The organism is Alcanivorax sediminis, from assembly GCF_009601165.1.
Taxonomy (GTDB): Bacteria; Pseudomonadota; Gammaproteobacteria; order Pseudomonadales; family Alcanivoracaceae; genus Alcanivorax; species Alcanivorax sediminis.
This window is the reverse complement of the sequence record NZ_WIRE01000001.1, coordinates 1,305,263-1,328,680: the sequence shown is the minus strand read 5'-3', so window position 1 is coordinate 1,328,680 and position 23,418 is coordinate 1,305,263. Positions and strand designations below refer to the sequence as shown.

At 58.2% G+C, this 23,418-nt stretch carries 23 protein-coding genes; 13 read left to right on the top strand and 10 right to left on the bottom strand.

Going from position 1 to position 23,418, the window contains the following annotated elements; translation table 11 throughout:
• The first annotated feature begins 98 nt into the window (after positions 1–98).
• The 3 genes from GFN93_RS05995 (at position 99) to GFN93_RS05985 (ending at position 3,124) form a co-directional block, all read left to right on the top strand.
• On the top strand, positions 99–917 hold the full coding sequence (locus tag GFN93_RS05995; RefSeq protein ID WP_153499769.1) for a sulfurtransferase: 819 nt from the start codon (positions 99–101) through the stop codon (positions 915–917).
• 44 nt (positions 918–961) lie between these two features.
• Positions 962–1,822, top strand: a complete 861-nt coding sequence (gene asd, locus GFN93_RS05990; protein WP_235901693.1) for an archaetidylserine decarboxylase — start codon at positions 962–964, stop codon at positions 1,820–1,822.
• 129 nt (positions 1,823–1,951) lie between these two features.
• Positions 1,952–3,124 (top strand): alpha/beta fold hydrolase, encoded by a 1,173-nt coding sequence (locus GFN93_RS05985; protein WP_235901691.1) that lies wholly within the window; start codon positions 1,952–1,954, stop codon positions 3,122–3,124.
• A 239-nt stretch (positions 3,125–3,363) separates the two neighbouring features.
• Here GFN93_RS05985 and GFN93_RS05980 read toward each other — a convergent pair whose 3' ends face one another.
• The 7 genes from GFN93_RS05980 to bioB all read right to left on the bottom strand — a co-directional run bounded on the left by GFN93_RS05980 (position 3,364) and on the right by bioB (position 12,291).
• Positions 3,364–5,445 (bottom strand): metallophosphoesterase, encoded by a 2,082-nt coding sequence (locus tag GFN93_RS05980; RefSeq protein ID WP_153499766.1) that lies wholly within the window; start codon positions 5,443–5,445, stop codon positions 3,364–3,366.
• Positions 5,442–7,181, bottom strand: a complete 1,740-nt coding sequence (locus GFN93_RS05975) for an alkaline phosphatase D family protein (RefSeq protein ID WP_153499764.1) — start codon at positions 7,179–7,181, stop codon at positions 5,442–5,444. Before GFN93_RS05975 ends, GFN93_RS05980 begins: the two co-directional genes overlap by 4 nt.
• A 190-nt stretch (positions 7,182–7,371) precedes the next feature.
• Positions 7,372–8,031 (bottom strand): dethiobiotin synthase, encoded by a 660-nt coding sequence (gene bioD / locus GFN93_RS05970; protein ID WP_153499762.1) that lies wholly within the window; start codon positions 8,029–8,031, stop codon positions 7,372–7,374.
• Positions 8,032–8,268: 237 nt separating this feature from the next.
• Positions 8,269–9,090: a malonyl-ACP O-methyltransferase BioC gene (bioC, locus tag GFN93_RS05965; protein ID WP_235901689.1), complete on the bottom strand. Its 822-nt coding sequence runs from the start codon at positions 9,088–9,090 to the stop codon at positions 8,269–8,271.
• A complete protein-coding gene (gene bioH / locus GFN93_RS05960) occupies positions 9,056–9,868 on the bottom strand; it encodes a pimeloyl-ACP methyl ester esterase BioH (protein WP_153499758.1) in 813 nt (270 codons plus the stop codon). Before bioH ends, bioC begins: the two co-directional genes overlap by 35 nt.
• A gap of 102 nt (positions 9,869–9,970) precedes the next feature.
• Positions 9,971–11,137 carry an 8-amino-7-oxononanoate synthase gene (gene bioF / locus GFN93_RS05955; protein WP_153499756.1) on the bottom strand — a complete coding sequence of 389 codons (1,167 nt, stop codon included), beginning with the start codon at positions 11,135–11,137 and terminating at the stop codon, positions 9,971–9,973.
• Between the two features lie 5 nt (positions 11,138–11,142).
• A complete protein-coding gene (bioB, locus tag GFN93_RS05950) occupies positions 11,143–12,291 on the bottom strand; it encodes a biotin synthase BioB (protein ID WP_153499754.1) in 1,149 nt (382 codons plus the stop codon).
• Positions 12,292–12,332: 41 nt separating this feature from the next.
• Between bioB and GFN93_RS05945 the strand changes: the two genes are divergently transcribed.
• From GFN93_RS05945 to GFN93_RS05900, 10 genes are all read left to right on the top strand, one after another.
• Complete coding sequence (locus tag GFN93_RS05945) at positions 12,333–13,052, top strand: ComF family protein (protein WP_153499752.1); 720 nt, start codon at positions 12,333–12,335, stop codon at positions 13,050–13,052.
• 103 nt (positions 13,053–13,155) lie between these two features.
• Complete coding sequence (locus GFN93_RS05940) at positions 13,156–13,686, top strand: hypothetical protein (RefSeq protein ID WP_153499750.1); 531 nt, start codon at positions 13,156–13,158, stop codon at positions 13,684–13,686.
• 26 nt (positions 13,687–13,712) lie between these two features.
• The gene (locus GFN93_RS05935) at positions 13,713–14,387 is read left to right on the top strand and encodes a 2-phosphosulfolactate phosphatase (RefSeq protein ID WP_153499748.1); all 675 of its coding nucleotides are present in this window, start codon (positions 13,713–13,715) and stop codon (positions 14,385–14,387) included.
• A gap of 245 nt (positions 14,388–14,632) precedes the next feature.
• Complete coding sequence (locus GFN93_RS05930; RefSeq protein WP_153499746.1) at positions 14,633–15,067, top strand: BLUF domain-containing protein; 435 nt, start codon at positions 14,633–14,635, stop codon at positions 15,065–15,067.
• 229 nt (positions 15,068–15,296) lie between these two features.
• Complete coding sequence (locus GFN93_RS05925; RefSeq protein WP_153499744.1) at positions 15,297–16,538, top strand: acyl-CoA dehydrogenase family protein; 1,242 nt, start codon at positions 15,297–15,299, stop codon at positions 16,536–16,538.
• Positions 16,539–16,695: 157 nt separating this feature from the next.
• Positions 16,696–17,508, top strand: coding sequence for a fatty acid desaturase family protein (locus GFN93_RS05920; protein ID WP_153499742.1), 813 nt, complete (start codon positions 16,696–16,698; stop codon positions 17,506–17,508).
• Entirely contained in the window at positions 17,505–17,906 is a 402-nt protein-coding gene (locus tag GFN93_RS05915) for a hypothetical protein (RefSeq protein ID WP_153499740.1), read from the top strand. The genes GFN93_RS05920 and GFN93_RS05915 overlap by 4 nt, the downstream gene beginning before the upstream one ends.
• Before the next feature lie 145 nt (positions 17,907–18,051).
• Positions 18,052–18,777, top strand: a complete 726-nt coding sequence (locus GFN93_RS05910; RefSeq protein ID WP_153499738.1) for a hypothetical protein — start codon at positions 18,052–18,054, stop codon at positions 18,775–18,777.
• 71 nt (positions 18,778–18,848) lie between these two features.
• Positions 18,849–19,190 carry a 4a-hydroxytetrahydrobiopterin dehydratase gene (locus GFN93_RS05905; RefSeq protein ID WP_153499737.1) on the top strand — a complete coding sequence of 114 codons (342 nt, stop codon included), beginning with the start codon at positions 18,849–18,851 and terminating at the stop codon, positions 19,188–19,190.
• 107 nt (positions 19,191–19,297) lie between these two features.
• Positions 19,298–19,756 (top strand): YiiD C-terminal domain-containing protein, encoded by a 459-nt coding sequence (locus GFN93_RS05900; protein WP_153499736.1) that lies wholly within the window; start codon positions 19,298–19,300, stop codon positions 19,754–19,756.
• Between the two features lie 126 nt (positions 19,757–19,882).
• Here the strand turns inward: GFN93_RS05900 and GFN93_RS05895 are convergent, their stop codons facing one another.
• From GFN93_RS05895 to GFN93_RS05885, 3 genes are all read right to left on the bottom strand, one after another.
• Positions 19,883–20,665, bottom strand: coding sequence for a pilin (locus GFN93_RS05895; RefSeq protein WP_153499735.1), 783 nt, complete (start codon positions 20,663–20,665; stop codon positions 19,883–19,885).
• A gap of 97 nt (positions 20,666–20,762) precedes the next feature.
• A complete protein-coding gene (gene hemE / locus GFN93_RS05890; protein ID WP_153499734.1) occupies positions 20,763–21,824 on the bottom strand; it encodes a uroporphyrinogen decarboxylase in 1,062 nt (353 codons plus the stop codon).
• A gap of 161 nt (positions 21,825–21,985) precedes the next feature.
• Positions 21,986–23,407, bottom strand: coding sequence for an FAD-dependent oxidoreductase (locus GFN93_RS05885; RefSeq protein WP_153499732.1), 1,422 nt, complete (start codon positions 23,405–23,407; stop codon positions 21,986–21,988).
• Positions 23,408–23,418 lie beyond the last annotated feature (11 nt).

The window sequence follows — 23,418 nt, the reverse complement described above, 5'->3', positions numbered from 1 at the left end:
ACAGTTAACAGCGAATAAGGGACAATGTCCCCTGACGCTGATGGCGATGAATTGTTTTCGCTGTTCACTATTCACTGTTAACTGTTAACTGATCTCCCATGCTGCCTCTTCTGCTCGAACCCTCAGAACTCGCCAAGCACCTTGATGATGACAAGCTGCTGATCATCGATCTCGGCAAGCCGACCATCTATGTGCAGGCCCATGTGCCCGGCGCCATTCATCTGGATTTCAAGCGACTGCAGAGTGGCGCGCAGCCAGCGCCCGGCATGATCCCCAGTGACGACGCACTCAGCGATCTGTTTTCCAGCCTCGGGCTGACTCCAGACACCCACGTTGTCGCTTACGATGATGAAGGCGGCGGCTGGGCCGGACGCCTTCTGTGGACGCTGGACGCTATTGGTCACAAGCACTACAGCTACTTGAATGGTGGCATTCATGCCTGGCTCTCGGAAGGTTTGCCCACCAGCAGCGAGTCGCCAGAGCCAGTGCCCAGTGACTATGAGGTGGGTGAACATGACCCGCAGACCGAAGTGGATCTGGCGTATCTGCTCGCCCATTATCAGGATACCGACCTGGCACTGTGGGACTCCCGTTCCGAAGAGGAGTACGCAGGGGTGCGCGCCTTTGCCCAAAAGGCCGGACACATTCCCGGCGCCATCCACTACGAGTGGACTGAAGCCATGGATCGCAGTAACAACCTGCGTTTACGACCACTGGATGATATTCGTGCCGAACTGGAAGCCCGCGGGATTACTCCGGACAAGGAAGTGATCTGCCATTGCCAGACCCATCACCGTTCCAGCTTCTCCTGGCTGGTAGCCAAGATCCTTGGTTACCCACGGGTGCGTGGCTATGCCGGCTCCTGGGCTGAGTGGGGCAACCACCCGGATACTCCGGCAGAAAAGCCCAACCCCTGATCAACCGGCACATGGCCAACCGACAGCACAGCAAGGACAACACCTTGAACCTACGTGACAAGCTTTTTGTAACCCTGCAGTACCTGATTCCCCAACACGGACTTTCCCGCCTGGTGGGCATGCTGGCGCGCAGTGAAGTGCCCTGGATCAAGACCACCTTCATCAACCAGTTCATGAAGCGTTTTGATATCCGCCTGGACGAGGCAGAGATTCAGGATCCGGATCAGTTCCCCACCTTCAATGCCTTCTTTACCCGGGCCCTGAAAGCGGATGCCCGCCCGCTGGAAGCGGACGCGGTGAACGATATTGCCAGCCCGGCCGATGGTGCCGTCAGCCAGCTGGGCGCCATTCGCGCCAACCAGGTATTCCAGGCCAAGGGCCACGATTACTCCCTGTATGATCTGGTGGGCGGCGACAGTGCCCTGGCCAGTGAATTCACTAACGGCCAGTTCGCCACCATCTATCTGTCACCGCGGGACTACCATCGCGTGCATATGCCCTTCACCGGCACCCTGCGCGAAACCCGCTACGTGCCCGGCGACCTGTTCTCGGTCAATGAGGCCACGGCCAACGGCGTGCCCAACCTGTTTGCCCGAAACGAGCGGCTGGTGTGTATCTTCGACACCGACAACGGCCCCATGGCGGTGATTCTGGTGGGCGCCATGATCGTCGCTGGCATTGAAACCGTGTTCTCCGGTCAGGTTTGCCCCCTCCCCCGCGAGGTACAGACCACTGATTACCAGCGGACCCAGCCGATAACCCTGCAAAAAGGGGATGAGCTTGGCCGTTTCCTGCTCGGCTCCACCGTGGTGCTACTGTTCCCGGAAGGCAAGGCAGGCTTTGAGAGCGAGCTAAAGGCCGGTTCCGTTGTGCGCGTCAAAGGCAAGCTGGGCAGCTACGTTTAGGCCGACGTCGTTTACCCCGCCCCTACCCTTTCCCCCGCTTTTCGGCAATGACCGTCGCGAAAGCGGGTATCCCCGACGACATCAAGGTACGTCCGTACGGCAACTGTGAACCCGTTCAACTTGCTTACAATGGCCGACCGAATCATTACGCCGGTGTGTATGACCATGCTGACAGAAGCCCTGCAACAGAAGACTCGCCCCTGGCGCCATCGCCTGCAAAATGGCCGCGCCCGCCTGTTTGCCTCTGATGCATTGAGCCAGGCGGAACAGACGCCCTTCGACACGCTTTATGATGACGGGCTGGTCAAGCTGCGCTACTACCCGCCGCTGCAGGAAAAAGCCATCCCGCTCAGCGACGGCACCATCATGCCGGTGAGTCAGGCTGCACAGCGTACGCCGCTGGTGCTGGTCGCCCCCTTGGCAGTCAACATGCTGATCTATGACCTGTTCCCGCAGCGCAGCCTCGTGCGCTACCTGCGTGCCCGCGGGTTCGAACTCTACATGGTGGACTGGGGACGCCCCGGCAAGTACCACAACCATCTGGCCCTGAGCAGTTACTTCGCCGACTACCTGCCCAAGATGCTGGTACAGGTGCGCAAGCACAGTGGCCAGCAGCAGCTGAGCCTGCACGGATGGAGCTTTGGCGGACTGTTCAGCCTGTGCTACACCGCATTGGGCAAAGACCCGGATATCAAGAATCTGGTACTGGTCGGCACTCCCTGCGACTATCACCGCAACGGGGCCCTTGGCGCCCAGTACCGCCGCCTCAGCCGTCAGGCCAAATGGATCCGCAGCAATACCGGTCTGCGCATTCACGATGTCCCTGCCCGCTTCCTGCGCTCACCGGGCTGGATGAACAGCCTGGCCTTCAAACTCACCAACCCGGTGGGCAGTCTGCAGGGCTACATGAACCTGGTGAAGAACCTGCACGACCGCGAATTTGTCACCGCCCATGCAACCAATGGTGCTTTTCTCGATGACATGGTGGCCTACCCCGGCGGGGTGATTCAGGACATCGTTCGTTACCTGTGGACAGATAACGTGGTGGCCAAGGGCAACCTGCCCATGGAAAACAGTCAGGCCCACCTGAGCAATGTGACCGCCAATGTACTCAACGTCACCGGCGCCAACGATCCTATTGTCACCCGGGACTGCAGCCATGCCATGGACGCCCTGATCCGCAGCAAGGACAAGACCTTCATCACCATCGACGGTGGCCACATGGGCATTCTCGGCAGCACCACCGCTCAGAGCCAGAGCTGGGGCAGGATTGCGGAGTGGTTGATCGAAAGAGACGCCTGACCCCGTCGCCATCCTGCAACAACGCAGAATGGCGCTGCGAGTAAAGAAGACCGCCGGGCCGCCCCCATAATGTGGGGGCGGCCTTTTTATGGAACGCTCTCTCCCGCTCGCCCCCCATACAAGCACGGCTTCCTGCAAGTAAGTCGCTACGCACTCGCCATACGCACGCGGCAAATCAGAGCCAATACCCAAAAGGCCGCAGGGTTTCCCTTGCGGCCTTCCGTTCAGGCAGGCGCTGTTCAGAGCAGATCCAGCAATCCCACCAGCAAACCGGTAATGGGCGAGAGCAGATCCAGCAGCGGATCCAGTGGGTTGAGGACACGCTCATCAAGCTGCTCGGTCACTTCGCGCACGACGATCAGCAGGAGGGATGAAAGACCATCCCCAGGCAGAGTGGCAAAGTCTTCGGCGCCCGGGATCTGGTTCAGCCAGAGCACATCTTCGACCAGCTGCTCCAGCGTGGCCGCAACTGTACCGATCAGCTGCTCACCGGTGGCAGACGTATCCAGCAACACCAGCTGCTCCAGAGTATTGGCCAGCCCCAGGGTTACTGTGGATAGCACGGTGGTCAGGCCGGCAAGTACCGGCACGTCTTCAGGCACCTGCTCATCGATACCATCGACGATGTTGTCCAGGTTGCGGGCCAACTCCACCAGTGGCGCCGCAATAAAAGCGATGTCCGCAGTAGTATCGCCTTCCCCTGGCTCGAAGCCACCGTTGCCGAAACCGGCCGCAAAAGCATCAAAGGCGCCGCCCAACTGATTAAAGGGCTCAGGCAAACCACGGGTATCGATGGCCTGCAACTGCTCAGCACCCGCCAGCACCGCCTCGATGGACTGGTTCATCTCACTGCTATCACCGGACAGGATTGCAGCGGTGGCCGCGTCCAGCGCGTTGAACAGGATGTCGCTACCGGCCAACAACTGGTCGAACACCTGACGCTGCTCTTCCGGCAACCCGGCTCCGGCTTCGGTAAAGCCTGACACCAGGGTCTCACGCAGTTCCTTGAGGGGGCCCGTGAAGTTGGCATCAAAGCCTTCCGGCAACGGCAGCGGCAAGGCATAACCGCCAAGTGCCTGACCGGAAAAGTCATTGCCTGCCGTCATCATGGTCATCATCTGCTTTTCAAAGCAGTGGGTGAATGCTGGCTGTAATTCGCCATTGGCAATAACCCCCAACCCTTCGACTTGCGGATCCACGGTGTACGCTTCCACGCACAGTTTGGCCGGAGTCATGGTCGCAGGGTCTGCCTCAATGGCCTTCATCCAGAAGAATCCATAGGTGTCGCCCTGCTGATAGCGCGCCGCGTTCCGCTCGGTGTCTGCCAGAGAGCGGGTCTTGCCTGCCGCACCGCTGACCACAAACTCGGTACGGCCACAGGACGGCACCGCGTTCAACACTTGCAAGTCATGATCATGGCCGGCAAACAGAAAGTCCGCCTGGTCACACACGGCTTCTTCCATAAAGGCTTTCCAGCGCTCACCGGCCAGTACCGGCAGCAGCTCACTGGGGACACCATCATAGTTTCCTGCATTGCCATGGGAGCCATTGGACAGGTAGGGGTGGTGTGACATGGCAATCTTGAATACGGCATCAGAACTGCCAAGGGCATTCACGGCCCAGTTGCGCTGATCAATCCCGTAGGTGTGATAGGCATACGCCAGATCCGGATCGGCAAAACCGCCAGCGATGGGGTTGGAGTCCAGCGCAAAAAAGTCCACCAGCGGACGAGGGTTCGTGGTCGTCATGCCTGCGCTGTGCTGGTAGTACCGATCCGGCATGTTCCAGCGGCTGGAGAGTTTGCCGTCGAAGTAGGTGTAGTCAACCTGGAACTCCCCACGGGCATTCCCCGCACCATCCCCCCCCACGTAGGCGGTGTTGTCATGGTTGCCCAATACCATGTAGAACGGCAGCTGCACCGGCTCGAACGGCTTCTCGAATTTCTCTTCAAACTGGGGGTCATCCACGCTGGTCACACCAGACTCATAGATGTTGTCACCCAGGCCAACCACCAGGTCACAGCCGGGGAAAGCCATGTCGCCGACAAATTCATCCTTCTGCTGGCACACTTCCGCGATGGCATTACCCACGGCGTACTGCCCTTCAGAGCCGGAACCAGAATCACCAATCACAATAAAGCGCAGGGCAGCAGGAGGATTGCCAGCCCCACCATCACTGCCCCCATCACCCACATCCGGGATGTTCGGGGTCGCCGTATTGTCAGAAGGCGCGGCGGCCGTGGACGTGCTACCACTGTCGCCACCACAGGCAGCCAGCGTGATCGCCGCTACCAGCGGCAGAATTTTCCAGGGGGAGATCATGACAATACCTCTTTACCGGTCACGGCATTCAGGGGAAGGGGTGGATGATTAAAGGCGGTTCGCAGGGTGCGCGGGCGTGAGACCGGCCCATCCTCGATAATGCGGCTGTCGCCACTGTTCACCGCCACCACCTTGGTCTTGCTGTTATCGATCTGGCCACGCAGGTCATAGGACTCGATGCTCTGCACGTAATAGAACTCCGCCTGGGCCCGGGCGCGGGTCACATCCACCAGAATGAAGCCTCGTGATTTGGCTTCCACATAACGGATGTGCGGGTTGGCTACCGGAATCAGGATACCGGCCAGCTCGGCAGCCCCATCCGGGAAGCCCGGACTGGTCACCGCCGGGGTCACAAACTCCGCCGCCAACGGTTTATCGAATAGATCACCCAGTAACGTCGACGGATTGCGATAGATTTCACTCGCCCAGGAGGTATGAATGTCTCCGGTCAGGACCACCACATTGTCGATATGGTTGTCATCGATATGGTTGAGAATCTTCAGTCGATCCGCCGCATAGCCATCCCACTGATCCATATTGATAGCGGACAGGTTACTGCGCAGCTGCGCCTGATCTTCCGTGAGCGCAGGCAACTCTGCGATGTTGAGTTGCCCAAACATCACCTGCTGACCAATGAAGCGCCAATGAGCCGTGGACCGGGTCAGGGAGCCCAGCAGGAAATCCATTTGCTCAGCACTGATCAAGTGCCGGTCTTCACTATTGCGGGCAGGATCCAGCGGCACTGTCAGTTGCTCATCACGTCCCTCAAGACGGGTATCCAGCATGGTCAGGTCGATCAGGTCACCAAACTGGAATTGACGATAGATCACACTGAAGTTGCCGGGTTCGCGAGGCCGGATCGGCAGCCACTCAAAATATGCCTGCTGGGAAACCGCCTTGCGGGTTTGCCAGTCGCCCTCCGTCAGGGGTTGGTGATTCTCAGCCCCGTCGCGATAACTGTTGTCTGTGGATTCGTGGTCATCCCAAACCGCAATCATCGGGAACTGCTGGTGGACCGCTTGAAGGTCTTCATCCGTCTTGTACTGGGCATGGCGCGCACGGTAGTCGGCCAGTGAAACCATTTCCTGGGGAGGCAACGGATCCCGCTCGGGAAAATCCCCGTATTCACCCGGGCCGTATTCGTACAGGTAGTCCCCCAGGTGCACAACGAAATCCAGATCAGAGCGCTCCGCAACGGCCCGATAAACAGAGAAGAAGCCGAAGGGGTAGTTGGCGCAGGACACCACCGCAAAACGGGCGCGATCCATAAAGTCCGAGGAGGCAGGGAAGGTACGCGTGCGGCCGACAGGCGAGGTCTGATCTCCCACAGCGAACTGGTAGTAATACCAGCGATCTGCCTGAAGACCGTCTGCATCGATCTTGACGCAATAATCGCCAGCGGCACTGGCGGTAGTGGTGTAAACCGCCACGGGTTGCGACATGGCCTGATCGGCGGCCACCGTCAGCCGAACCGGGATGTCACCTTCTTGTTCCGGGGTGACCCGGGTCCAGAGAATCACCCGGTCTGACAGCGGGTCTCCAGAGGCAACGCCATGCACAAAACTCACTTTCGGTGCAGCGGTTTCTGGCTGCTCCTCGGGAAGGTTCGGCGTGGGTGTCGGTGTAGAAGAATTGTTCGTTGCTACGGATGAGCTGCTGCCACCACCACAGCCTGCCAATGCCAATGTACCTCCGGCACCCAGCGCCTGAATGACAACCCGTCGTTTGCTGTCCATGCATTCCCCCTGAATATTGAAAGCCGTTCACGTTGAACGGCCAGCCAAGATTAGGCAGGAAATTGCACCCGTACAGTGGAGCTTGAGTGGTGGGACTGTAGTGCTATGTTTCTTCCTGTAACCACCCAGTTAAAGGTGACAAGCGCATGAATTCATGGCGAAAAAAGGCACTCGAAAAATCGGTATCGGATCAGAGGATGGCAAATGCCCCTGGCAAATGCTGGCGCAATGTCAGCAGGTTTTCCTCCTGCGCATCCATCGTCCCAAAACAGTTCGCCCCTCCTCTGTTGGCCATGGTACCTGCGTAACGCAGGCCATCCTTCTGGATCGCCTCGGCGGTCAGCAAGGCATGGTTGATGCAGCCCAGCTTCATGCCCACCACTTGAATCACCGGCACATCCAGTTCCTTCGCCAGTGCAGAGAGCATTTCGCGATCATTCAGCGGCACTCGCCAGCCCCCCGCACCTTCGATCAAGATCAGGTCGGCAGGGTGGGCATTCAGCGCACCACGCACATACCCGGTGAGTCTCGCCAGCGTTACCACTTTGCCTTCCTGTTGCGCTGCAATATGGGGCGCAACCGGCGCTTTTAATGCCACCGGGTTCACCAGCTCATAGGGTAGCTTCACGGAACTGGCCGCCATCAGTTGCAGGGCATCATCGTTGCGCCACCCTTCAGCGGTTTCCTCGCACCCTGCCGCCACAGGCTTAAGCCCATAACAACTCAACCCCGCTTCCTGAGCCCGTTCCAGCAAGCGACAGCTGACCCAGGTCTTGCCGACTTCAGTGTCGGTGCCAGTGACGAAGAAGATGCCTTTCAGGGCGGGGAGTGGGGGTTTCTGGTTTTCCATTGGGTACCTTTGAATCTGCAGCTTCGTCGTTTTGCAGGGGCATGTTCGCCATTCGGTTGATTCCATACGCTCTGGAATCTCCACCTCGCCTGGGCTCGGATCGCCATGCAAGCATAGCTCCTACAGAGGCATCAGACTCTGCGGGTCGCCGAACTCGACGAGTTGGAAGGCTTTTCCATTAACCCCAAACCAGGAAACGTTTGGGATTTTCCTTTCCAATCAAGCGTAGCTCGTAGCTCAGTATTTTTCCGCTTCCACAAACAGTACATTCCACGTCAGTGGCAAGCCCTGATCGGTTCGCTGGCTCTCGTACTCGGCCACCATGGCCTGCCAGGCGTTCTTGCCCGTCAGGCCGGAGGCGCCACTCACATGGTCTGCCCCGGTGGCTTTGAGGCGGCGGGCAATGGCTTTGACCGATGGGTAATACTCCACCATCACCTGCTGCTGCAATTGCGCATCAGCGAAACCGGCCTTGAGCGCCGCGTCTTGCCAATCGCGAAGGGAGGGCAGTGCATTCACATGGGGACGGTGATTGACCGCCTGCCAGCTTTGTTGCAACTCCCGCAGCGAGCCACGCAGCGGGACCGCCAGCAACAGTCGCCCACCGGGCGCCAACACCCGGGCGATTTCGTCCAGCACCGCCTGCGGATCACACCACTGCAAGGCGAAGCAACTAAACACCAGGCCCTGACTGGCCTCTGCCAGTGGAAGCTGTTCCGCATCGGCACACAGAGGCTGGTAATGCGCACTAAGGCGACCACGCGCGGATGCTTCCGCCAACATGGCACGGGACAAATCCACAGCCTGCCAGTGCACTTCCGGCAGAGCCTGCTGCTGGGCGCGCGCAAAGGGAGCGGTGGCACAGCCAAGATCGAGCGCCGCCGGAACAGGCAAGGTATTGGGCAAGCGCTGCACCAGTGAACGACCGACAGCCAGCTGCAGGATCGCATGCTCGTCATAGCTGCGCGCCGCGCGACTGAAATGATCGCTGACCGCGCCCTTGTCCGGGGTCGGATTGCTCATGTCAGCCAACCAGTTGATGCTCGCGATAGAAGTCATAAACAGCCTGGGTAAAGGTCTCCGGCGCAGACAGGAAAGGCACATGGGCCACCTGCTCGATCAGGGCCGTGCGACCGGTGTTGATCAATGCTTCGCTGGCAGCCATGGCCGCAGCAGGAACAATATGATCATGCTCGCCAAACACCATCAGCACCGGCATGGGCAAGGCGGGCAACACCGCACGAAGATCCGCATCGCGAAGAATATCCAGGCCGCCACGTAATGCTTTCGGCGCGGGCAATCCGCAGAAGTAGAGAATCTCCTTGAGGCGCGCAGTATCGTCACGCATGGCCGCACTGCCCTTGCAGTTCAGGGCCAGGAAGCGCACCAGGGTGCCTTCATGGTCCTCATCAAACATTTCCGCAAATTTCTCGAGAATCTCCGGGTTCATGGCCGTGTCCCAACCATCGCCGGAGGTAAAACGCGGCGAGGTGGCGACCGTCACCACCGACAACACCCTTGCCGGCGCTTTCGCCGCCATGGCCATCGCCACCAGCCCCCCCAGCGACCAGCCCAGCACATGGGCAGTCTCGGGCATGATCGCCAGCACCTGATCGGCGAGAAAGTCCAGGGTGTAGTCCGCACCGGGCAGCGGACTCTGCCCCATGCCGGGCAAATCCACCACGGTCACCCGAAAGCGCTCCAGCAAGGCCGGCACGATGTCATCAAAGACGATGGCATGTAGCCCCCAACCGTGGATCAGAATGATGTCCTGCGCAGTGGCATCATCCACACCGGTCGCCTTGTAGGTGTTATGGAAGGGGATCAACTTGGGCATATCTATCCTGTCTCACACGACGCCTGACACCGCACGTCAGGCACTTAACAATTCAAAAACACTTTTGTTCGCCATGCACGCCATCGCGAAGCAAGTGAGGCTTCATGCATCAGGCAGGATCCGGACGCACTGTTCCAGCGCCGCCAGCAACGCATCCACATCCGCCTGCTCATGGGCAGCAGACAACGTCACCCGTAACCGCGCTTCGCCTTCCGGTACCGTAGGTGGGCGGATCGCGGTGATCAGGAAACCCTTTTCCCGCAAGGCTGAACTCAGCGCCATGGCGTCGGCATCACTGCCAATCAGTATCGGCTGGATCGGAGTTTGTGAGGCCATCAGGGTGTACCCCCGTTCGACGGCCCCGGCACGAAAACGGGCAATCAGCGCGGCCAGTTTCTCCCGGCGCCAGTTGTCCTGACGGGACTTCTCCAGACTGACCAGCGTGGCGGCCGCAACGGCCGCCGGCATGGCGGTGGTGTAAATAAAGGTGCGGGCAAACTGGATCAGCGTTTCAATCAATTCATGGCTACCCGCCACAAAGGCGCCAGCGGTCCCCAGCCCTTTACCCAGGGTGCCCATGAGTATCTGGGTGCGCTCGTTAACGCCTTGGGCAAACAGAGAGCCCCGCCCCTTGTCATCAAGCACGCCAATGCCATGGGCATCATCCACCATCAGCCAGGCATCATTGGCTTCGCAGGCCTCGGCATAGGCAGACAGAGGAGCTTCATCGCCATCCATGCTGAACACACCATCAGCCACCACCAGTTTGCGACGTGCCTCGCTACGTTGCAGCTGACGGGTCAACGCGTCGGCATCGTTGTGGGCAAAGCGACGAAAGCGGGCGCCACTCAACAGGCCGCCATCCAGCAGGGAGGCATGATTGAGCCGGTCTTCGAATACCGCGTCCCCCTTGCCAAGCAGTGCAGACATGACGCCCATATTGGCCATGTAACCGGTGGAAAATAACAGGGCACGTTGACGACCGGTGTGGGCCGCCAGAGCCTCTTCCAGGTCCTGATGTGGACGCTGATGCCCGCACACCAGATGGGAGGCTCCGCTACCCACGCCCCATTCCCTGGCCGCGTTCTGAAAAGCGGCAATGACCTCGGGGTCGTTGGCCAGCCCCAGGTAATCGTTACTGCAGAAGTTCAGGAATTGCTGCCCCTGCAAACACGCATGACGGCCACAGGGGCCGTCCATAACGAGGGGTTGGCGCAAACGATGCTGGCGGCGGCGAGCCGCCAGATCCGTGGCCAGGTCGAAGCCCATCAGCCTTAATGCTCGGTGGTTGCGGGTCGACCGGTGTCCTTGTCCAGCACATGCTTGGCAGCACGCTTGTCCATGGCGTTGTAAAACAGCCCGGCGTCTTCTGCCTGCTGCTCGGCCACCTGCGCCTTAATGGCTTCTTCATGGGCCTCATCGGACGCCTCATGGCGGGGATCCAGCGGATGGATGCCCAAGCGCTTGAACAACTGCTGGTCGTGATTGGCTTCAGGATTATCGGTGGTCAACAGACGCTCGCCATAGAAGATCGAATTGGCACCGGCCATGAAGCAAAGCGCCTGCGCTTCATCATTCATTTCCTGACGGCCGGCAGACAGCCGTACATAGGATTCCGGCATCAGAATCCGCGCCACAGCCACCGTGCGCACGAACTCGAACGGATCCAGGTCATCCACGTCAGCCAGCGGCGTGCCTTCGATCTTTACCAACATGTTAATCGGCACGGATTCCGGATGGTGGGGCAGGTTAGCCAGCTGCTGCAGCAAGCCCACGCGATCGTCCCGCTCTTCGCCCATGCCCACGATACCGCCACAGCACACTTTCATGCCGGCATCACGCACATTGGACAACGTGCTCAGCCGGTCATTGTAGGTGCGGGTGGTGATCACCTTGCCGTAGTACTCCGGGGAGGTATCCAGGTTGTGGTTGTAGTAATCGAGGCCCGCGTCCGCCAACGCTTCGGCCTGGCCCTTGTCGAGCATACCCAGGGTCATGCAGGTTTCCATGCCAAGCCCTTTCACCTGGCGGATCATGTCCAGCACGAACGGCATGTCGCGGTCACGGGGACTGCGCCAGGCGGCCCCCATACAGAAGCGCGAGGCCCCCTTGTCACGGGCCGCCCTGGCCTCTTCCACTACCCGCGCCACTTCCAGCAGCTTTTCCTTTTCCAGCTCGGTGTTGTAGTGACCGGACTGGGAGCAGTACTTGCAGTCTTCCGGGCAGGCCCCCGTCTTGATGGACAGCAAGGTACTCACCTGCACCGCATTGGGATCGAAAAAGGCCCGGTGTACCGTGGCAGCCTTGAACAGCAGATCGTTGAACGGAAGCGCAAACAGGGCTTCGATCTCACTACGTTTCCAGTCATGGCGTACAGCGATTTGAGACTGGGACTCTTGGGCGGTGCTGGCGGTGGCGGGCATGCTTGTCTCCTTGATTCGTGCCTAGAAGGCTAGGGAGCAGCATGCCACCTGTCAACCTCGCAGCAGCAACAAAAGTTTACTGCAGCACATTATTTAACCAGTCCGTGCCCTGCTTGCTTTGCGGTATCAGAGATGACCAGCCACTCTGCAGCCACTGCCTGACCCTTCTGCAGCCCCTCCCCAACAACCAATGTCGCTGCGGCCTGCCATTTAGCGCCGCCCCAGCCATCTCCGAGGCGCCCCCGCTGTGCGGCCGCTGCATCCGTCGCCCACCTGACTTCGCCTCCAGCACCGCGCTCTACCCCTATCAGTTCCCGCTGGACATGTTGATTCAGGGGTTCAAATATCACGGCAAACTCGTCAACGAACGGGCCTTGCAACAGCTTCTCTCTGACGCCCCGCTCCCATGGCCTGACAGTGACCTGATTTGCCCACTGCCCGTGCATTGGTTGCGCCGCTGGCGCAGGGGGTTTGACCAGAGTGAGCGACTGGCCCAGCTGCTCAGTCGCCACTGGCAGCGCCCGGTGGTACCGGCCCTGAAGCGCTGTCGCGCTACCCCGCATCAGCAAGGCCTGACACGTCACCAACGCCAGCGTAATCTGCGTAAGGCCTTCCGTTGCCAGTCGGATGTACGAGGCAAGCACCTGATTCTGGTCGATGACGTGATGACCACAGGCGCGACCGCCCGGGAAGCCAGCCGGGCCCTGCTTACAGCAGGCGCCGCCTCGGTCAGGGTATGGTGTCTGGCACGCGCGCTTTAATCCCTCAACCCCAGGATTAGCCAAACAGGCCATTGCACTCCGCTAATGGTGAAACCCCTACAGACTGTAGGCATAATGGCGGCTTGATCACGGAGGGATACCCATGAAAAAAATAATAACCACAATGGCAACACTGGCAGTGCTGAGCAGCACCGCCCAGGCAGAGGAACGCTACAGCGGCGTCACACTGATCCGCGGCACCGTGTTCTCGGTGGGTCGTGTCGATCCCACCGAAGATATCGACACCGGCTTTTTTGTCGATGCCAATTACACCAGTGTGGCCCTGAACGGAGGCGTCGCCAGCAAGAAATTTGGTGATTCCCCCTTGCGCCCCGACAGCCGGGACGACTTTTCCGAAGCAGATGGTGAACGAGTCAACAATGCCTATCTGGGGGTGGGTTTTAGCCGCTTGCTGCAAGTTCAGTATGGCTATGGCAACCATGGCGACCTGATCCGCTTTCGATCCGACTTCAATTTCCGTTCAGTAATGGATTTCCTTTCCGGTACAAAAACCCCGAAGGATCGATTGACGCTGGGTGACCGCATTACCTTCACCATCGCCGCTGAGCAGTATCAGGATGATGAGGAAGAGATTTTTGACAACGCGACCTGGGGCATTGGCCTGCTCTTCTGAAACTGGCCAGCCCCGCAAGGAAGACAATGGAAATTCATATTGCCCAGGGGCACAACCCGCCGCATAACATTCATGGCATCACTGTGGTGATTGACGTAATCCGCGCCTTCACCACCAGTCACCATGCGTTTCGCAAGGGGCTGCGTTGCATCTGGCCGGTGGCCAGTGCTGAGCAGGCCTTTGCGCTTCGCGACGAACACCTGCCCGACGCCTTGCTGGCCGGGGAAGTCGATGCGCTGCCCATCAAGGGTTTTGACTTCGGTAACTCCCCCTGGGAGATAGATCACGCCGAACTGGCTGGCAAGGAAATGATTCTGCGCACCACCAACGGGGTTGCAGCAACCCTGCGCGCCCGTGACAGCCGCGAAGTCCTGGTTGCCGGCCTGGTGAATGCCGAAGCGACTGCCAACTATCTGCGCAAGCAGAACCCGCCTACGGTGGTGCTGGTGGCATCCCACCCTACCGGCGATGAAGACGTCGCCTGCGCGGAATACATTCGCCACCTGCTCGGCGGCAACGGCATCACCTATGAGGCTGCCCGCGAGCGTACCCTCAACGCCAGTGCCGCCAGAAAGTTTTTCAATGGCAGCCACCCGCGCCTTCGCCCTGACGATATCCATGCCGCCGCCACAAACGCAGGCCCGGACGCCCTGGTTATGCGTGTCAGCTTCGAGCCTTTCCCCTGTATTACCGCGCACTAACAACCCAGGCCGCTTTCCTGCGGCCTCGGGCTCTCCGCGTTGAATCCAGCGAATCAACCTGTGCCACTCGCCATGAAGTGAGCACGCAGCACTGCCAGTTTCACTCGACCTTCACGGAAATTTACGGCTCTTTAATAGCAAAATAATATTACCCAACCTCATTTCTCGCTGATAATTTTTTACTAGTTGCATATCCATTATTTTTGCACTCGCTTTGCCATCACTGACTCATCGAGGGAACGATAATGATCTACCAACTTGTTTACACCAGCATTGCTTACCACGACATGCCACTGGAAGAGCGTCTGGACATCGTCAAAACATCAGCCCGAAATAATCAGCGACGGAACGTGACCGGTGTTTTGCTCTACCGTAAACGCCGATTCATACAAATTCTTGAGGGAGACAAGAGTGTCGTCGAGGATTTGGTGGCTGAACTGCGCAAGGATCAACGACACGGCGATTTCAGGGTATTGGCCAGTCAGGAGAATGATCACCGCGAGTTCGCCAGCTGGAACATGAAACTGTACAACCCGGATTTGTGTGACGAGGTATCACGACAGGCCCTGGAGTCCTGGTTCGATAAGGCAGAACATGGGGAGGCTGTCGACTGCGATGACATCGGCCTTTTTCTTCACCATGCAACCCGCTCAGCCTCTGGCAGCGCAGCACGCCGATAAGCGTATGGGCATGGCGCAGGCCATGCCCTGCCTCGGCCAGCGTACTGACTACCGACGTTTCTTGAGGCTGCCCCCCCTGCCCACCACAGCGGCCAGATTACCCCCTTTTTCCACGCCAATCGTCTCTCCGGTTGATCCCGAACGTCAAGAATTCCGTCCGTTATGATCAATGCGGGCAAAGGAGTGATGTTGTTACTGTTGATCCAATTCAAACTGACAGGATAACCCCATGATTCAGTGGTCAGAACAACAACAGATGATTCAGCGGATGGTCCGCGATTTCGTGGAAAAAGAGGTGGTACCACAGCTGGACGATATCGAATACAACGGCGTACCGCCCTATGACATCTTGCGCAAATTGATCAAGACGTTTGGCATGGACGTCATGGCCGCACAAAACTTCGAGAAGCAACTGGCCCGGGAAAAAGCAATCGCCGCTGGCGAGAAAGTGGAGGAAAAGAAAAAGGATGGCCCCTCGGCCATGGCCGGTGAGGAAGCCGCCATGCGCATGATCCCGATCATCGAGATCTGCCGCCATGCCCAGGGACTGGTAACCGCCATGGGCGTTTCCATGGGTCTGGCCGGCGGCGCCATCATGAGCAAGGGTACCATCGAGCAGAAAGAGCGCTGGGCGCTGCCGCTGCTGACCCTGGAAAAAGTGGGTGCATGGGCCATTTCCGAACCCAATGCCGGTTCCGACGCTTTCGGCCAGATGAAGACCGTGGCACGACGCGATGGTAACGGCGGGTACGTCATCAACGGCAGCAAGACCTGGATTACCAATGGCCCCTTCGCCGACACCATCATTCTGATCTGCAAACTGGATGAAGAAGGCGTTGCTCCAGAACAACGCAAGATCATCTCCTTCATTCTCGACAGCGGCATGGAAGGGCTGGAGCAGTCCAAGCCGTTCAAGAAAATGGGCATCGGCTCTTCACCCACTGGCGAGTTGTTCCTCAGCGATGTCAAAGTGGGAGCCGACCGCCTGCTTGGCGGCAGCGAAGACAGCTATGGCCGCAGTGGAGCCAAGGGCACCTTCATGCAGGAGCGGGCTGGCGTCGCAGCCATGGCGCTGGGCATGGTGGAACGTGCCATGGAGTTGTCCGTGCAGTATGCCAACGACCGTAGCCAGTTTGGACGCCCCATCGGTCAGAACCAGCTAATCCAGCTCAAGCTGGCCAAGATGGAAGTGGCCCGCAGCAATCTCCAAAATATGGTATTCCGCTACATCGAGATGACCGCCGAGGGCAAGCCGATGACCCTGGCAGAGGCCTCCGCAATGAAGCTTTATGCCGCCCAGGCCGCCATGGAAGTGGCCACCGAAGCGGTACAGATCCATGGCGGCTATGGCTATATGCGTGAATCCCGCGTGGAACAGCTCATGCGCGACGCCAAGATTTTGCAGATTTATGCCGGCACAGATGAAATGCAAATTATTGCTATTGCTCGAGACCTGTTGTCGCGGGTCTGACTCCACTCTCCACTCGAGGCAGAATTCACGCTCGCCACCGCACATTGACCAAGGCGCTGACGCCTTTGGTCAATGTGGTCTTATCTAGACCAAGGCATAACGATTAGACTCACCGCTTATTCGTAGTCAGGGCTATCGCTTAGCCCGGGTGGATGAGATGTTAGTACGCTATAGGGCTGATCTTGCCGCTGTTGCCCTGGTGTTGGCGGTGTTTTCCATTCAACTTGCGCTGTTTTTTTTCAGTTCAGGAATAACCACATGGATAGCCATGCTGGCCTTGCTGCCAGTACAAGTATCCTGTGGCGCCATCTGCCACAATCATCACCATGTGAACACCTTCCGAAAGCGGCCTCTGAACCGACTGTTCGAGTGCATCCTGTATTTGCAGACCGGCACCAGTCCACTGAGCTGGACCCTGCATCACAATATCGGGCACCACAAACTCTATCTGGACCCGGCAAAGGATCCATCCCCATGGCAACTGCCTGACGGCTCGCTGATGCCCCGCTGGCGGTATGTGCTGGTCAATACCTTGATGATTTACCCGGAAATTCACCGGATCGGGCAACAGCATCCCAGGCTCTACCGTCGCTTCCTGCGCCTATTAGTGATCGCTAACATACCCCTTGTCGCCTTGCTGGCATACGATCCGCGCAACGCGCTGATTCTGTTTGTGCTCCCCATGGTGGCCATGCTGTTCATGCTGCTGGACAACACCTATGGCCAACATGCCGATACCGGGTTCGAAGATCATTTCCATGCCTCAAGAAATGTAGAACTGAAACGCTACAACCTGCCTTCCTGGAATCTGGGCTACCATACCGCTCACCATATGCTGCCAGGCTTGCACTGGAGCAAGTTGCCAGCACTGCACGATCAGATTCGTCATCGCATCCCGGAACACCTGATCGCCGACCACATTTTCCTGCAATGGGAGCCAGGCCGGCAGCAGCAGGAGGCATCATCATGATCCGCCTGATCATCTGCACCCTGCTCATGGCATCAGCCACCATGGCCCGGGCTGGAGACTGCTACTATTACTGGACTCATCAATGTGTGGAGGTGATTGACGCCAGCCAGCGGCAACTGCAGCAAAACATATTGATCTCCCCTTCCATCAATTATCTGCAAAGTGACGGGCAGAGCTGCGAAGCTGCCGCCGAAGCCCGACAGCAACCACTGATGGAACGAGTGCTGTCCGCGTTTAACGAACGGGCCCAGAAGATCCGAGCCTGTGACGCCCCTCTGGCCTCTGTGACACTGCGAGTGTTTGACTCGCCCCGGAAAGCCACCTGGTACTTCGATCGCACGATCCGCCCATCCGAGAACAAGAATGTGGTGACAGTGGACAATCTGCCGCCACTTTAAGTCATCGCGGCCAGCAGCCCGACTGGCGGCAATATGCACCGGTTATGCTATGATCGTTTGGCATCTTTTCACCCGGCCAACCGGTGGCCTCTGTGCCAGCCTTGACCCAGGTGCCTTGCAGCTTTTTCCAAATTCGGGGCGAATAATGAAAATAACCAAAACTGCCGCGTTGCTCTTCATGGCATCAACCCTTTCTCTGCTGGCTGGATGCCAGGGATTACAGGGAGAGCGTGAAGGGGACTACTACTTTTCACCTGCCGGCGCCTACATTCTCGATCTAAGCATCAACACCTTTCGTGGCGAGGTGGTTCTGGACGAGCGCTGTGACCGCAATGGAGGCTCCACCACCTTCTGGGATGGTAGCGGCCGCCTGTTTCGTGCCGACTACCTGAATGTGCAGACGCATCCCATGATTGAAGCGCCGCGGTTTGCTTCCGATCTGACCCTGCTCAACCTCACCCTGAACAGCTATCTGCGCGAAGTGGTCGCCAAGGCACCGATGATTACCAGCGCCGAAGCCTCCTACCGGGAATTTCTTGAAGACTCCGACCCCAAGGCCCTGTTTGCCATCATTGGTATTAACGTGGATGCGGCCCAGGTGAAGGACATGGAAGCAGAAAGCGGTACTTACTATTACGGCTTCCTGCTGTTCAAGCGCGGTGACTTGATCTACGTATTGCAGCACCGCCAGCCGGTGCTGATGCCGGAGAAGATGAAGGCGGTTCTGCTGAATCTGGCTGAAGGCATGGAAATTCCGGGTCGGGTACGTGACGACACAGACCTGGAAAAGCTGCGCCGCATTCTCAAGAAAATGGCGCCCGGTGGCACCGATGGAGATCCGGTTCGTCTTTGCGAACCTGAGACACCGTAAATTGCCAACCCCAAATGGATCCCTGACAATGGAGACATATTCCCATTGTCAGCGCGAGACGGGTAATCACCATGAGTACGCTCAATAACCAAGCCTGCGAGGCTTGCCGGGCGGATGCACCGGAAGTCACTGAACAGGAAAAGGAATCTCTCTTTCCCCAGATACCCAAGTGGATCCAGGTGGAAGAGGACGGCGTGGAGAAGCTGCAACGCCATTATAGCTTTCGCAATTTTGAACAGGCACTGGCCTTCACCAACCAGGTGGGCCAGCTGGCTGAGCGCGAGGGCCATCACCCGGCCATTCTGACCGAATACGGCAAGGTCACTGTTACCTGGTGGACCCACAAAATCGGCGGTCTGCACCGCAACGACTTCATTTGCGCAGCCAAGACGGACCTCCTGCTCGACCAGTAACCTTCGTGCGGCCCCGACTGACCGTTTACGCCAGCCAACTGAACTAAACGGCTTCACGGGGTGCCAAGGGCCTTTGTTAGCATTCTCCCAACTTAAGGAGAACTCTCATGGCCCTGACCGAAGAACAAAAGAACCTCATCAAGCTTGCCAGTGACAAGACGTTCCCGTTCGTGGAGCGTTGTGAAGTGCAGACTCTGGACGTGGATCGGGGTTACTGCAAAATGCTGATGCCATTCAAACCCAACATCAATCATGTAGGCATCATGTACGCTGGCGCGCTATACACCATTGCCGAACTCCCCGGCGGCACCATCTACCTGGCGTCCTTTGATACCAGGAAGTTCTATCCCATCGTCAAGGACATGTCGATTCGCTTCCGTCGTCCTGCCACCACCGACGTAACCGTTGAGGTAACCCTGAGCGAAGAAGAAATCCAGCGCATCGAGAGCACCACGGAAGAAGTGGGCAAGTGCGATTTCGAATGGGATGTGGAGCTGAAAGACGCCAACGGCGAGGTGGTTGCCATCTCCCACAACGTTTATCAGATGCGCAAAATCGGCGCGTAAAGTGTCGCATCACGCTTCACGCAACAATGCGGATGATAGCGTGAGCCACTCAAACGAAAGAGGCCGCGCCCAAACCAGGGGCGCGGCCTCTTTTTTCGCTTTTCGCAACTCGCAACTCGAAGCTAATTACTCCACCTGCTCACAGAAGTTATTCGGCCCCATATTCACCGTGGTGGTGCACTGCCACTCCACACCACGCACCCCCACATCGGTGGGCCAGGTGCTCAGTGAATGGCCGGCAAGCCGCCCGGCAAGCTCGAACTTCAACAATCCATCCTTAAGCAGGTAGGCCCGCTTGATACGCTTGCTCACCAGCTGCTCCGGCGCCACACCGATACTGGCCAAATCTTCCGGCCAGCCGCCCGTCATAGCGTAGTATTCGACAATCTGCACGCGCAGGGCTGCCACGGTGCTGAAGACCTGAGACAGCTCTGCGCGGTCACGACTGCTACTGAAAAGCTCCCAGGTTTTTTCATCTACTCCGGGAGGAGGAGGATTATCACTATTGGCAGCAGGCGCAGGAGTTGCCATGGGCAGGGGAACGCGCACAGCAAGGGCATCAATATCGGCCTCATAACGGGCCCTTACCGAACAGCGCGAGCCAGTCCAGCGGCGCCCTTTCACCTCCGGCTTCTCCGAAAAAAGCTGACTCAAATAGGCGTCATCGAGCAGGCTTTCCTCAAGCCCCTGATCCCGATAGGCCAACCTGCGCTGTTCATAGGCATCCGTGGCGGCAATCACGCTGAGTAGACTCCCGTGCAGTTCCTCGGTCATCCGGGCCAATGCCCGGTCACAGACCTGCTGCTCGGTTTCCCCCTCCTCGGCACGCTCCACCTTGGCCAGCGCCAGCGACATCGCCATCGCTGGCGCCGTTAGCACCAACAACAAGCTAACGATTAATCCCCGCATATCCACCCCCCCCCTCTGATTACGCGCTCTGCATTCCCTGCTGCGCGCTCTTATATTTATTCATTCCAGGCGTAACGCGTAGCGCGTCCCGCCAGCTTCAGCGTTGACTGAATTCGTGTACCGCCTCAATGAAGACCCGGGCGTGTTCCGGGTCGACCTGCGGCGTGATGCCATGCCCCAGATTAAAGATATGACCAGGGTAATCACCAAAATCTTCCAGGATGCGCTTCACTTCAGCCCGAATCGCATCCGGAGCAGCGTACAGCACCGCCGGATCCATATTGCCCTGCAACGCCACCTTGTTCCCCACCCGGCGACGGGCATCACCGATATTGATGGTCCAGTCCAGACCCAGAGCATCGCAGCCGGTGTCTGCCATGGACTCCAGCCACAGCCCGCCATTCTTGGTGAACAGGATCACCGGCACCTTGCGACCGTCATGGTCACGAATCAGGCCATCTACGATCTGCTTCATGTATTTCAGCGAGAACTGCTGATAGGCCTCAGCAGACAGGGCGCCGCCCCAGGTATCAAAGATCTGTACCGCCTGGGCACCATGGCGAATCTGGGCGTTGAGGTAACTGGTTACAGACTGCGCCAGCTTGTCGAGCAGCGCATGGGCCAGTTCCGGCTGGCTGTAGACCATGGCCTTGAGATGGCGAAAGTCCTTGCTGGAGCCGCCTTCCACCATGTAAGTGGCCAGGGTCCACGGACTACCAGAGAAACCAATCAGCGGCACACGACCATTAAGCGCCCCACGAATGGTGCTGACCGCCTTCATCACATAGCCCAGATCTGACTCTGCATCCGGAATCGGCAGAGCGGCAACGTCGGCTTCCGTGCGCACCACCTTCTTGAACTTGGGCCCCTCGCCAGTCTCAAAGTACAGCCCCAGCCCCATGGCATCCGGAATGGTGAGAATGTCAGAGAACAGGATGGCAGCATCCAGCGGATAACGCTCAAGCGGTTGCAGGGTCACCTCACAGGCCAGATCCGCATTCATGCAAAGGTCCATGAACGAACCAGCCTTCTCGCGGCTGGCGCGGTATTCCGGCAGGTAACGACCCGCCTGACGCATCATCCAGATTGGCGTGCGTTCGACAGATTCCCGGTTAAGGGCTCGGAGAAACAGGTCGTTCTGGAGAGGGGCAAAAGTCATTAATAAGTCCTAAAGTCCTGGCTGGACGCCTGAGGCCTGACGCCTGACGCTCAACCCGCTTCTGATAGCATTGCGGCTCCGCAAAGAATCTCTGCGGAGCCGCAACATTTCTGGCACTACTGTTTTAAAGCGTCTGGCGTCAGGCGTCCAGCGTCCAGCGCTTATACATCCAGGTAATCCAGAATACCCTTGGCAGCTTCACGGCCTTCCCAGATGGCGGTTACCACCAGGTCGGAGCCACGAACCATGTCACCACCGGCAAAGATTTTCTCGTTGCTGGTCTGGAACGGGAATTCCTGCTTCTCGGCAGCGGTTACGCGGCCGGAGTCGTCAGTGTTCACGTTCTTGTCAGCAAACCAGTCTGCCGGGCTGGGACGGAAACCGAAGGCAATGATTACCGCATCCGCTGGCAGAATTTCTTCGCTTCCCGGGATCGGCTCGGGACGACGACGACCATTGTTGTCGGCCTCGCCCAGCTTGGTTTCCACCACCTTCACGCCAACCACCTTGCCATTCTCGCCAACCACTTCGATGGGCTGACGATTGAAGAGGAACTGCACGCCCTCTTCTTTGGCATTGGCCACTTCCTTGCGGGAGCCTGGCATGTTTTCTTCATCACGACGGTAGGCACAGGTTACCGCCTCGGCACCCTGACGGATGGAGGTACGGTTACAATCCATGGCGGTATCACCACCACCCAGCACCACCACACGCTTGCCGGCCATGCCGATGAAGTCGGCTTCGTCTTTCTCAAAGCCGAGGTTACGGTTGGCGTTGGAGATCAGGAACGGCAGCGCCTCGAACACACCGTCCAGGTCTTCACCGGGGAAACCACCCTTCATGTAAGTGTAGGTCCCCATGCCCATGAACACGGCATCGTAGTCAGCCAGCAGTTCGTCGATGGTCACATCAGTGCCCACATCCACGCCCAGGCGGAATTCCACACCCATGCCTTCAAAGACTTCACGGCGCTTGGCCATGACCGGTTTTTCCAGCTTGAATTCCGGAATGCCGAAGGTCAGTAGACCACCAATCTCTTCGTACCGATCGAAGACCACCGGCTTGACGCCATTACGCACCAGTACATCGGCACAACCCAGACCTGCAGGACCGGCACCAATGACCGCCACTTTCTTGTCGGTCCATACCACCTTGGACATATCCGGACGCCAGCCCATGGCCAGCGCGGTGTCGGTGATGTACTTCTCGGTGGCACCAATGGTGACTGCACCAAAGCCGTCGTTCAGGGTACAGGCCCCTTCACAAAGACGGTCTTGCGGACACACACGACCACAGACTTCCGGCAGGGAGTTGGTCTGGTGACTCAGCTCCACAGCTTCCATCAGGTTCCCTTCACTGATCAGTTTCAGCCAGTTGGGGATGTAGTTGTGTACCGGGCACTTCCATTCGCAGTACGGGTTACCACAGTGCAGACAACGATGCGCCTGATTCTCCACTTCCCGAGTTTCGAACGGGTAGTAGATTTCCTCGTACTTGTGCTTGCGGTCTTCAATATCCTTTTTCTTCGGGTCGTGCCGGGGCACGTCGAGAAACTGGAAATTATTGTTCAAACGCTCAGCCATGTTCTCTCCAA